The organism is Bacillus sp. NH11B (assembly GCF_001884205.1).
Classification (GTDB): Bacteria; Bacillota; Bacilli; order Bacillales; family Bacillaceae_G; genus Bacillus_A; species Bacillus_A proteolyticus.
In genome coordinates this window covers 1-11,891 of the sequence record NZ_MAOG01000005.1, presented here as the reverse complement: position 1 = coordinate 11,891, position 11,891 = coordinate 1, and the positions used below count along the sequence as shown (strand labels likewise).

The 11,891-nt window shown below is 37.2% G+C and carries 12 protein-coding genes, 1 pseudogene and 2 riboswitches; of the genes and pseudogenes, 3 read left to right on the top strand and 10 right to left on the bottom strand.

The genetic code is table 11. The features are described 5' to 3' along the window. From BAU27_RS00150 to BAU27_RS00130, 5 genes and pseudogenes are all read right to left on the bottom strand, one after another. Positions 1–182 (bottom strand): annotated as a pseudogene (locus tag BAU27_RS00150) (NCS2 family permease); the annotation flags it as partial. 129 nt (positions 183–311) lie between these two features. Beyond that, positions 312–413, bottom strand: a riboswitch (purine riboswitch). A 155-nt stretch (positions 414–568) separates the two neighbouring features. Continuing rightward, the gene (gene guaA, locus BAU27_RS00145; protein WP_000743904.1) at positions 569–2,107 is read right to left on the bottom strand and encodes a glutamine-hydrolyzing GMP synthase; all 1,539 of its coding nucleotides are present in this window, start codon (positions 2,105–2,107) and stop codon (positions 569–571) included. A gap of 164 nt (positions 2,108–2,271) precedes the next feature. Then, a riboswitch (purine riboswitch) is annotated at positions 2,272–2,373 on the bottom strand. 139 nt (positions 2,374–2,512) lie between these two features. After that, the gene (gene groL, locus BAU27_RS00140) at positions 2,513–4,147 is read right to left on the bottom strand and encodes a chaperonin GroEL (RefSeq protein WP_001029987.1); all 1,635 of its coding nucleotides are present in this window, start codon (positions 4,145–4,147) and stop codon (positions 2,513–2,515) included. A 37-nt stretch (positions 4,148–4,184) separates the two neighbouring features. After that, positions 4,185–4,469 carry a co-chaperone GroES gene (gene groES, locus BAU27_RS00135; protein ID WP_000917305.1) on the bottom strand — a complete coding sequence of 95 codons (285 nt, stop codon included), beginning with the start codon at positions 4,467–4,469 and terminating at the stop codon, positions 4,185–4,187. Positions 4,470–4,543: 74 nt separating this feature from the next. Continuing rightward, complete coding sequence (locus BAU27_RS00130; protein ID WP_071744097.1) at positions 4,544–4,723, bottom strand: hypothetical protein; 180 nt, start codon at positions 4,721–4,723, stop codon at positions 4,544–4,546. Positions 4,724–4,871: 148 nt separating this feature from the next. Here BAU27_RS00130 and BAU27_RS00125 point away from each other — a divergent pair, with 148 nt between their 5' ends. Both BAU27_RS00125 and BAU27_RS00120 read left to right on the top strand, forming a co-directional pair. After that, a complete protein-coding gene (locus BAU27_RS00125) occupies positions 4,872–5,621 on the top strand; it encodes a CPBP family intramembrane glutamic endopeptidase (protein ID WP_071744098.1) in 750 nt (249 codons plus the stop codon). Further along, on the top strand, positions 5,618–5,809 hold the full coding sequence (locus BAU27_RS00120; protein WP_001246201.1) for a YdiK family protein: 192 nt from the start codon (positions 5,618–5,620) through the stop codon (positions 5,807–5,809). The genes BAU27_RS00125 and BAU27_RS00120 overlap by 4 nt, the downstream gene beginning before the upstream one ends. Positions 5,810–5,838: 29 nt before the next feature. On the opposite strand, the gene BAU27_RS00115 is transcribed toward BAU27_RS00120, so the two are convergent. After that, the gene (locus BAU27_RS00115; protein ID WP_000372704.1) at positions 5,839–6,468 is read right to left on the bottom strand and encodes a redox-sensing transcriptional repressor Rex; all 630 of its coding nucleotides are present in this window, start codon (positions 6,466–6,468) and stop codon (positions 5,839–5,841) included. Between the two features lie 187 nt (positions 6,469–6,655). Between BAU27_RS00115 and BAU27_RS00110 the strand changes: the two genes are divergently transcribed. After that, on the top strand, positions 6,656–8,590 hold the full coding sequence (locus BAU27_RS00110; protein ID WP_217653927.1) for an ABC-F family ATP-binding cassette domain-containing protein: 1,935 nt from the start codon (positions 6,656–6,658) through the stop codon (positions 8,588–8,590). 440 nt (positions 8,591–9,030) lie between these two features. Here BAU27_RS00110 and tsaD read toward each other — a convergent pair whose 3' ends face one another. From tsaD to tsaE, 4 genes are read right to left on the bottom strand one after another with little or no spacing between them, the layout of a single operon-like run. Further along, on the bottom strand, positions 9,031–10,047 hold the full coding sequence (tsaD, locus tag BAU27_RS00105; RefSeq protein ID WP_071744100.1) for a tRNA (adenosine(37)-N6)-threonylcarbamoyltransferase complex transferase subunit TsaD: 1,017 nt from the start codon (positions 10,045–10,047) through the stop codon (positions 9,031–9,033). Further along, positions 10,047–10,490, bottom strand: a complete 444-nt coding sequence (gene rimI / locus BAU27_RS00100; RefSeq protein WP_071744101.1) for a ribosomal protein S18-alanine N-acetyltransferase — start codon at positions 10,488–10,490, stop codon at positions 10,047–10,049. Before rimI ends, tsaD begins: the two co-directional genes overlap by 1 nt. A 13-nt stretch (positions 10,491–10,503) precedes the next feature. Beyond that, entirely contained in the window at positions 10,504–11,196 is a 693-nt protein-coding gene (gene tsaB, locus BAU27_RS00095) for a tRNA (adenosine(37)-N6)-threonylcarbamoyltransferase complex dimerization subunit type 1 TsaB (RefSeq protein ID WP_071744102.1), read from the bottom strand. Beyond that, positions 11,177–11,650, bottom strand: a complete 474-nt coding sequence (tsaE, locus tag BAU27_RS00090; protein WP_071769793.1) for a tRNA (adenosine(37)-N6)-threonylcarbamoyltransferase complex ATPase subunit type 1 TsaE — start codon at positions 11,648–11,650, stop codon at positions 11,177–11,179. The genes tsaB and tsaE overlap by 20 nt, the downstream gene beginning before the upstream one ends. Positions 11,651–11,891 lie beyond the last annotated feature (241 nt).

Here is an 11,891-nt window from a genome sequence, read left to right as displayed (position 1 = left end):
GCAACGAATACTGCACCTGGATCCATTCCTGTACCTGCCGGTAACCCTTTAACATTTCCAAGTGACAGCGTAGCAGGATTGACAAATAGTACATAAGCCATAGATAAAAATGTCGTTAAACCTGCTATGAACTCTGTTTTATAATTTGTGCCGAGTTCATCAAACTGAAAATAGCGTTTCATCTTACGTTTCCCCCGTTATATGATTACTCGCCGTATTTCACCCTAGCCCTCTTTTATCTATTAAAAATAAAAAAGGCTTCCATTGCATATACATGGAAGCGTTCTATGAATAAAGACAAGTTTCCCCTCATCTTTATAAAAACGCCTCGTAGTCAAGCCATTTACGGTAGCTAGGTAGAAACTTTCGGGCCATATCCCCGATATTATACGACGGCATAATATTCACTTTTCGTTTGAATTACATACTCATATTAACTCGAGGAGGTGGTTTTGTCAATTTAAAAACGAACATTTTTATAAAATTTTATATTTTCGTTCGTATTAAGGGTAAAAACAAAAAGATCCATCTATACATGAACGATAGATGGATCTTTTTTATTACAATACTATTCCCACTCAATAGTTGCTGGTGGCTTACTCGTTATATCATACACGATACGGTTAACGTGTTTTACTTCGTTTACGATACGTACAGAGATTTTCTCTAATACATCCCAAGGGATACGTGCCCAGTCAGCTGTCATACCGTCAATAGATGTTACTGCGCGGATACCTACTGTGTAATCGTAAGTACGCTCGTCACCCATAACACCAACACTACGCATACCAGGAAGCGCAGTGAAGTATTGCCAAACTTCACGGTCTAATCCCGCTTTTATAATTTCTTCACGTAAAATCGCATCAGATTCACGAACGATTTCTAATTTCTCTTCTGTGATTTCACCTAATACACGAATACCAAGTCCTGGACCTGGGAATGGTTGACGCCATACGATTTCATCAGGAATTCCTAATTCTGATCCTAATACACGTACTTCATCTTTAAATAACGTGTTTAAAGGCTCAATTAATTTGAACTGCATGTCTTCTGGAAGTCCACCAACGTTATGGTGAGATTTAATTGTTTGTGCAGTTGCTGTACCACTTTCAACGATATCCGTGTAAAGTGTACCTTGCGCTAGGAAGTCCATTCCTTGTAATTTAGACGCTTCATCATCAAATACGTAAATGAATTCGTTACCGATGATTTTACGTTTTTGTTCTGGATCTTCTACACCTTTTAACTTGTTCATGAAGCGTTCTTTTGCATCCACTTTAATAACGTTCATGTGGAAGCCTTCGCTAAATGTTTTCATAACACCTTCTGCTTCATCTTTACGAAGTAAGCCGTGGTCAACGAAAATACATGTTAACTGATCACCGATTGCTTTATGAATTAATACTGCTACAACAGAAGAGTCTACACCGCCACTAAGTGCGCATAGTACTTTTTTGTCTCCAACAGTTTCACGGATTTTCTCTAATTCTACTTCGATAAAGTTCTCCATGTTCCATCCTTCAGAACAACCACATACGCCGAATACGAAGTTTTTAATTAAATCGTTACCGTGCTCAGAGTGACGTACTTCTGGGTGGAATTGTACACCGTATAAGTTTTTTGCTTCATTGCTCATACCAGCAATTGGACAAGACTCACTTGTTGCATCTACTACGAATCCTTCAGGTAAACCAGTTACTAAGTCACCATGACTCATCCATACAACTTGCTCTTCTGGAAGGTTCGCATATAATTTTGATTCGTTCTCTACTTTAAGAACAGCTTTTCCGTATTCACGGTGGTTTGCGCGTTCTACTTTACCACCGAAGTGTTGTGTCATAAGCTGCATACCGTAACAGATACCGAAAATCGGTAATCCTAGCTCGAATATTTTTTCATCACAATGTAATGCACCTTCACCGTATACACTATTTGGTCCACCAGAGAAAATAATCCCTTTTGGATTCATTGCTTTAATTTCTTCTGCAGTAATTGTATGTGGATGAAGTTCACTGTATACACCGAACTCACGAATTCGACGTGCTATTAACTGATTGTACTGACTCCCAAAATCTAAAACGATAATTGTATCGTGCTGCTTTTTCAAAATAATCACCCCAACGTTAGTTCTCGTATATAAATATTTTCACCAATTTGGCGAAAAGCATTACCAATATAATAAAAAAAGCCAGTCCTCCGCCTCTAGTCTCATAACAAAGAAAAGGCAGGGGTCTGGCTTTATAAAGAAAGATAGTCTCCGCTCTTTATAAATATAAGACACACTGCCTTCATAGTCAGGTTGTTTACGGTAACCCGGTAGAGACTCTCAAACCATATCATTGAGGATATATGAAGGATCGTTTTATATTATCTTCCTAGATTCTAACAATGAAGTATCAGTATGGTCAAGAGAGAAAGCGACAAAATTCTACAGAAATTCATTTCCTTTTCTAAAAAACACAAAAAAACATCCACTTCTATATAGAAGTGGATGTTTTTCGGGCAAACGGAATTACATCATTCCGCCCATACCGCCCATGCCCATGCCGCCCATGTCAGGCATTGCTGGTGCATTTGGTTCTGGCTTGTCAGCAACTACAGCTTCAGTCGTTAAGAACATAGCTGCAACAGATGCTGCGTTTTGAAGTGCAGAGCGAGTTACTTTAGCTGGATCTACGATACCAGACTCAAGCATGTTAACCCATTCGCCAGTAGCTGCGTTGAAACCAACGCCTACTTTTTCGCCTTTTAGACGCTCTACAACTACAGATCCTTCTAGACCAGCGTTGATTGCGATTTGACGAACTGGCTCTTCTAATGCACGAAGTACGATGTTGATACCTGTTGCTTCGTCGCCTTCAGCTACGATAGAAGCTACTTTCGTGTACACGTTCATAAGTGAAGTACCACCACCCGCAACGATACCTTCTTCTACTGCTGCACGAGTTGAGTTAAGTGCATCTTCAATACGAAGTTTGCGCTCTTTTAACTCAGTTTCAGTTGCTGCACCTACTTTAATTACTGCTACGCCACCTGCTAATTTAGCAAGACGCTCTTGTAATTTTTCACGATCGAATTCAGAAGTAGTTTCTTCTAATTGCGCACGGATTTGGCCAATGCGAGCTTCGATTTGTTGTGTATTCCCAATACCTTCAACTACAGTTGTGTTTTCTTTCGTTACAACGATTTTACCTGCGCGTCCTAAAGATTCAACTGTAGCAGATTTTAAGTCACGTCCTAATTCTTCAGTGATTACTTCGCCACCAGTTAAGATTGCGATATCTTCTAACATTGCTTTACGACGGTCACCAAATCCAGGAGCTTTAACAGCTACTACATTGAATGTACCACGAAGTTTGTTCACTACTAATGTAGCTAACGCTTCGCCTTCTACATCTTCAGCAATGATAAGAAGTGGTTTACCTTGTTGTACCACTTGCTCTAATACTGGTAAGATTTCTTGGATGTTAGAAATCTTTTTGTCAGTGATTAAGATGTATGGGTTATCAAGAACCGCTTCCATTTTGTCAGAATCAGTGATCATGTAAGGAGATGCATATCCACGATCAAATTGCATACCTTCTACTACGTCTAATTCTGTTGTGAATCCTTTAGATTCTTCTAAAGTAATAACGCCGTCGTTACCAACGCGCTCCATTGCTTCAGCGATTAATTGACCTACTTCTTCGTCAGCTGCAGAAATAGCAGCTACTTGTGCGATAGAAGATTTACCTTCGATTGGTTTAGAAATCGCTTTTAATTCTTCAATTGCAGCAGTAACAGCTTTTTCGATACCTTTACGAAGACCCATTGGGTTTGCACCAGCTGTTACGTTTTTTAAACCTTCACGAATCATAGCTTGCGCTAATACAGTTGCAGTTGTCGTTCCGTCACCAGCTACATCGTTTGTTTTGCTAGCAACTTCTGCCACTAATTTCGCACCCATGTTTTCGAATGCATCTTCTAATTCGATTTCTTTTGCGATTGTTACACCGTCATTTGTAATAAGTGGTGAACCGAATTTTTTCTCAAGTACAACGTTACGACCTTTTGGTCCAAGCGTTACTTTTACTGCGTTTGCAAGAGTGTCGACACCGCGAAGCATCGAACGACGTGCTTCTTCACTAAATTTAATATCTTTTGCCATAATAATTGACCCCCTTGGATTTTTAAAATGTATATAATTAACCGATAATTGCTAAAATGTCACTTTCACGTAAAATCAAGTAGTCTGTACCTTCGTATTTCACTTCAGTACCTGCATATTTTGAGAAGATGATAAGATCACCTGCTGCTACCTCTAAAGCAACACGCTCACCATTTTCAAGCACTCGGCCTGTACCTACTGCAATAACTTTACCCTCTTGTGGTTTTTCTTTTGCAGTGTCTGGTAATACAATACCACTTGCTGTTTTTTCTTCTGCTTGAACAAGTTCAATTACAACGCGATCACCTAATGGCTTTAGCATGAACAATAACCTCCTCATTTTGTTATGTAAATTTTATTTATTAGCACTCAAGTCACACGAGTGCTAACACACTTCTAATAATAAATAATCTCAATTTCTTTTGCAAGTAAAAAAATCATAATTTTTTCGCAAATTACTTTATACACTTTCCTATATAGCATTACTTCTTCTACTGCCTTTACCATATGAATCGTTGTTCCCACTTCTTGTATGTTACAATATGAAAGACACCCTAAGTTGTTTTCGCTAAACACACAACTTTTTCCTGTCTTCTATTTTAATTTCAAATAAAGATTTACAAAAGAATCATAATTCGAATGAAAGTTTATATGATAGGTAGCATATTTACATGTTATCCTACTTTATCTCATACACTAGAGTTAGAAAGGATGGTTAAACCATTTGAAGAAACAATATTGGTGGGTTATCGTTACATACATTTTAATGCAGCTATCAGGCATTGCCGGGTTACCGCTTCTCCTGAAAACTGGACTATACGATAATAGGGGATTTACTAGAGAGGAAAAGATTCAGCTCATAACTGGTCATTGGGCTATCATTAGCTTTTTCATTGCATTATGCGTTGTACTTTGGTTACTCAGAACAGACATTCGCGACAGGCATTTAGATAAAATGCGCTCTACTGTTCCAGCTACAGTTGGATGGATTTTCATCGGATTTTTCTTAGCACTATTTTCACAAAGTATTGCCGGTATGATCGAAATGCGGTTATTAGGGATTACACCTGGCTCTGAAAATACAGAAAGACTTATGGACATCGCAAGAACGACACCTTGGTTCCTTATCGTCATATCTATAATAGGACCTATTTTGGAAGAAATCGTATTTAGAAAAATTTTATTCGGTACACTTTATAAGAAGTTTAACTTCTTTATTGCTGCTATCATTAGTTCACTTGTATTCGCGGCGATTCATTTTGATTTTACTCACTTATTGGTATACACTTCTATGGGGCTCGTATTCGCCTTTTTATATGTAAAAACGAAGCGTATTATCGTCCCTATTGCAGCCCATGTTGCAATGAATACATTAGTTGCAGTTGCTCAAGTTTTAGTAAGCAATGAACAAATTCAAGAAATGATTAAAGAAGCTGAAAAAATGCAAGGCTTTATCGGAGGATTTTTAGTATGAGAAACTCACCATTGTTCATGGCTGCATTGTACTTTCTTCTTGGATGTATCTTTACACGTTTCGCCATTACAAACGTAACAGATACAATCTGGAATATGTGGACAATACTATTTGCAGTTATGGCAACAATTGATTTTAATTTGGCACTTCGCCTTATCTTAGTTAAATTCACAAAGAAAAAACAATAATAAAACGCAGAGGTCGCTTCCTCTGCGTTTTATTGTGGATAATTCTTCAAAAAGTAAACAAGTGTTTGTAACTCTACAGCTAAATCAATATGATGAATCCTTATATTCTCTGACACATTTAAGCGTGCTGGTGTGAAATTTAAAATACCATGCACGTTCGTTTCTGCCAATCTATCTGCCACAGATTGTGCTACTGTAGCGGGTACTGTTAATATTGCCACTTGTATATCAGTTGATAAACGTTCTTCTAGTTCATCCAAATGATATACAGGAATGCCTCCGATTTCTGTTCCAACTTTCTCTTCACTAACGTCAAACGCCATTTCAATTTTTGTATTATTGTTTTTCGTGAAATTATAATGTAAGAAAGCGGTCCCTAAATTACCTACTCCAATAAGTGCTACACGTGTTATATCATCTTGGTCGAGTGTTTCACGGAAAAATGATAATAAATAATTTACGTTATATCCATATCCTTTTTTCCCTAACGCTCCGAAATATGAAAAATCTCTTCGAATAGTTGCGGAGTCAACTTTTACCGCTTCACTCAATTCGGCTGATGAAACACGTTGCTTACCAGAAAGAGATAAGTTTTGGATAAATCGATAGTATAGAGGCAAACGTTTGGCAGTGGCCTGTGGAATTTTTTGCTGATCCATATAACCTCTCCTCTCTTCCTATCTTTATTCATATACTTGAATCAAATACAGAAGTTTAGCACTCATGAATTTCCTTGTATAATAAAGAGAAGAAGTATTCTCTCTTTATTTTAAACTATACACTATTTTTAGTATGATTGAGAAATATAAACATGGCAAAGTTAAGAAATTATTTGAGGTGAAAACATTGATTTTATTACAAGTAAACGCGCTTTCGAAATTATACGGTGCAGAAACGATTCTTGCAAACATAAAATTGGAAGTACAAACGAAAGATCGTATCGCATTAGTCGGACGAAATGGAGCCGGAAAATCTACATTATTAAAAATAATAGCTGGTGAGTTATCTCATGATGGTGGTGAAATTATAAAACCGAAAGATGTCTCAATGGGGTATTTAGCTCAAAATACCGGATTAGAAACGTCTTTAACAATTTGGGATGAAATGTTAACCGTCTTTACACACTTACAGCAAATGGAGACAAAACTTCGAAGGCTAGAGCAAGAGATGGGCAAAGAAGAAAACTTTTCAAATGCGGCTATATACGAGAAATTATTAGCTGACTATGACCAATTACAATTAGATTATAAAGATCAAGGTGGCTATCAGTACGAAGCGGATATCCGTTCGATTTTAAGTGGTCTTGGCTTCCCAGTTGAGATGCACCAGACGACAATTTCCACATTAAGTGGTGGGCAAAAAACACGATTAGCTCTTGGTAAATTATTATTAACTAAACCAGACTTACTTATTTTAGACGAGCCTACAAACCATTTGGACATTGAAACATTGACTTGGCTTGAACAATATTTACAAGGCTATCCTGGCGCAATACTAATCGTTTCCCATGACCGTTATTTCTTAGATAAACTCGTTACACAAGTATATGAAATTTCGAATAAAGAAAGCAGACGATTTGTTGGTAACTACAGTAAATATTTAGATTTAAAATCAGCGCTATACGAGCAAGAAATGAAACGTTATGAAAAGCAACAAGATGAAATTGCTAAGCTTGAGGACTTCGTTCAAAAAAATATAGCTCGTGCATCTACGACAAAACGTGCGCAAAGCCGTCGTAAACAATTAGACCGAATGGAATTATTAACAAGACCATTAGGTGATTCTAAGTCAGCATCCTTCCACTTCGATATTGAAAAACAAAGCGGAAATGATGTTTTACAAGTAAAGGATGCAACTATCGGCTATGATGAGGATCCGATTATTGAACATGTAACAATGCGCTTAACTCGCGGGGATAGTGTTGCTTTAGTTGGACCGAACGGAATCGGGAAATCCACATTGTTAAAATCACTTGTGAATAAGTTACCTCTACTAAATGGTGATGTTTCTTTCGGATCCAATGTATCTGTTGGCTATTATGATCAAGAACAAGCTAACTTAACATCTTCTAAGCGAGTTTTAAATGAATTATGGGATGAATATCCATTGCAGCCTGAAAAAGAAATTCGCACGATACTAGGTAACTTCTTATTCACAGGAGATGATGTATTAAAGCCAGTATCTTCTCTTAGTGGTGGACAAAAAGCTCGATTAGCTCTCGCAAAACTTATGATGCAAAAATCGAATTTATTAATTCTCGATGAGCCAACGAACCATCTTGATTTAAATAGTAAAGAAATTTTGGAGAATGCTTTAATTGATTACCCAGGAACACTTCTATTCGTATCACATGACCGCTACTTTATTAATCGTGTAACGACGACCGTTATTGAGTTATCAACAGAAGGCGCACAAGAATATTTAGGCGATTACGATTACTACGTTGAAAAGAAAAATGAAATGATTGAACGTGCAGAATTTGAACAACAAGAACAGCAAGAAAATCAGGCACCTGTTCAAAAAACTGTAGCTCAAGAAAAATTAAATTATCTCGAAGAAAAAGAGCGTAAACAGTTAGAGCGTCAACGCACTCGGAAAATTGAGGAGCTAGAACAAAACATAATAGAATTTGAAGAAGAAATTGCTACATTAGAAGATCAGCTTTGCTTACCAGAAATATATGCAGATTATGAAAAGGCTAGTGAAATTACAACGAAAAAGCAAACACTACAAGAGCAACTTGAAGCTTGTATGGCAGAATGGGAAGAATTGCATTTATAAAAGTATTAATAAAGAGGATGTCTCATAAGTCGGGATTTTTGACTATGCGACATCCTTTTTATCTTCTAGTTGGAATCAACGTCATATTGTCTAAATGATTTTTTAAACAAATCAACGATTCGACACAAGATATCAATTTACCGACAAAGTTTGACATTGTTAGCGACACCTATAATTAGAGCATATTTCAAAATGTTTTTTAAGGATATCTTCTTGTTTTTTATTTCCCAAAAAAGAATACATTTAAAGGTCAGACTTCATCCACTTTATCCACAAGTTTATACACATATCCACCTTTGTAAAATAAACCCCAAAATAACTTTTCCACATTATCCACAATCACTGAAAAAGTTATCAACATTTTATATACACAACAAAACCCACATTATCAACAGATAATATGGGTTTTGTCCACAGGCTGTGGTTAATTTTGTGTATAACTATGCTTCAATATCTAATCCTGGGTTTGCATTTAAAGCTAATGTCGCACGTTTTCCTTGTTCGTATGCAATGGTCCCTGCAGCTGCAATCATCGCTGCATTGTCTGTGCATAAAGATAACGGCGGGATAATTAACTCTATATCTTCTTTTCGTGCAAACTCTTCTTCTAGACGTGCACGAAGCCCTTTATTAGCAGCTACGCCGCCAGCAAGGAGCACTTGCTTTACGTTATATGCATCCGCCGCACGAGACGCTTTCGTTACAAGTACGTCGATTACACTTTCTTGGAAACTTGCTGCTAAATCTTCCGGTGCAATTTCTATACCACGTTGTTTTGCGTTATGCACAGTGTTGATAACTGCCGATTTCAATCCACTAAAGCTAAAATCATACGAATCCGGCTCTAGCCATGCACGAGGCAAATCAATTGTCGGCTTTCCTTCATGTGCAAGGCGATCAATATGAGGACCACCTGGATATGGCATAGATAACGTACGAGCTACTTTATCATATGCTTCCCCTGCTGCATCATCTCGTGTTTCACCGATCACTTCAAATGAACCGTGTTCTTTCATATAAACAAGCTCCGTATGTCCACCAGATACAACAAGTGATAGTAATGGGAATTGTACTTCTTTTACTAAACGGTTTGCATAAATATGACCAGCAATATGATGAACACCAACTAGAGGGATATCATGCGCAAAAGCCACAGCTTTCGCTGCATTTACACCTATTAAAAGTGCTCCAACCAAACCAGGTCCTTCTGTTACGGCAATTGCATCAATATCCTCAAAAGTGATATTCGCTTCTTTTAAAGCTTCTTCTAGCACAACTGTAATTTCTTCTACATGGTGACGGGATGCAATCTCTGGTACGACTCCGCCAAAACGCTTATGACTTTCAATTTGTGATGCAACGATATTCGCAATAATTTCCGTTCCATTTTTAACAACTGCTACTGCTGTTTCATCACAGCTTGTTTCAATACCAAGAATAATCGTGTTTTTTTCCATTATATATTCACCCACATTACGAGACCATCTTCCTGATTGTCTGCATAGTATCGTTTACGAATCCCACCATTTTGAAATCCGTATTTTCTGTATAACTGTTTTGCTACTTCATTTGATACGCGTACTTCAAGTGTCATCGTTTTTACTCCTAGGTCTTTCGCCTCCGAAATAACTTCTTTCAATAAGGCATCTCCTAACTTTTGACCTCGGTACTCTGGCAAAATAGCTATATTTGTTATATGTGATTCATCAATAATTATCCACAATCCACAATAACCAATTACGCGATCATCTTTTTCTAGCACAAAATAATGTGCATGTTCATTCATCGCTAATTCACGTTGAAAGGCATCTGCAGTCCAAGGAGTTGAAAAAGATGCTTCTTCAATAGCTACAATTTGAGCAATATCATCGAGTGCCATCTTTCTAAATATCATATCCATTTTCTATAGACCTCTACTTCTTTTGACTTTCTAACCAGTTTGTTTCAGCTTCCGCTAAACGCAGGTAACTAGGTACAAACGTATGCACATCTTGTTCTTCTTTTTGTAACCCTAAAAATGCTAGCTCACTTGGTCTTGGGTTATTCTTAGTGAAAGGAGCAAATACAGCTTGATCACCTAAGTATTCTATAATTGTTTCTTTATGCAATTTAACATCGTTACCAATAAATAAAACAGGCTGTTCTTTATCTTTTAACATTTGCAACCAGTCAACAATAAGCATAATTCGGTCTTCTTCTATTGAAGTTAATTGCTCCCCTTCATATGTATATAGCCCCGTGTAAATTTGACCACGTCGACCATCAAATAAAGGAGAAATTAATCCCTTAAAATTAGCACCATTTGCTGCCACTACTTCTAGACTTGATACACCTACAATTGGTATTTGAAGCGACCAAGCTAATGTTTTTGCAGCTGTCACACCTATACGAACACCTGTATATGATCCAGGTCCAGCTGCTACAACGATTTTAGTCAATTCTTTCGGTTTTACACCACATTCTTTTAAAAGCTTCTCTACAGCTGGCATAAGTCGTACAGAATGGTTTTTTGTTAAATTTGTAATGATTTCTCCGATCACGTTCCCTTCCTCAATAAGGGACACACCCATTACGTAATTTGAAGTATCAATTGCTAGTACTTTCATCTTGTAATAGCTCCTCACATAATCTAATATAGCGATTTCCAATTGGTTCGAGTACAATTTTCCTTGTATCATCTCCAGCATGGAATAAACTGATTTGTAACTTTTCATTCGGTAAATATGCTTCTATTAAATGAGCCCATTCTACTACTGTAATCCCTTCACCGTAGAAATACTCATCAAAACCTAAGTCTTCTTCACTTTCCGCTAAACGATATACGTCCATATGATATAGCGGCAATCTTCCTTTATATTCTTTAATAATATTGAAGGTAGGACTATTTACAACTCTTTTCACACCAAGACCCTTTGCTAGTCCTTTTGTAAAAGTCGTTTTTCCAGCTCCAAGATCTCCTTCTAAAATAATTACATCTTGCGCCCCGACAAGTTCACCTAGTTTTTCTGATAATCTTTGTGTTTCCTCAGAAGATTTTGTTATTACTTCATATTTACTCACAGACTTCACCTACTTTATTCACAATGTTCTCTGCTCTTTATTATACAGGTTTTAAATATATAAAAAAGTCCTTAGGAGTTTTCCTAAGGATAGTTTGACTGTCTTTATTAGTTTTTTGTTAAAACAAATAAAAAAATACGAAACAACTTGTTTCGTTCTTTTCTTTATATAAAATGGCGGTCCCGACCGGGGTCGAACCGGCGATCTCCTGCGTGACAGGCAGGCATGTTAACCACTACAC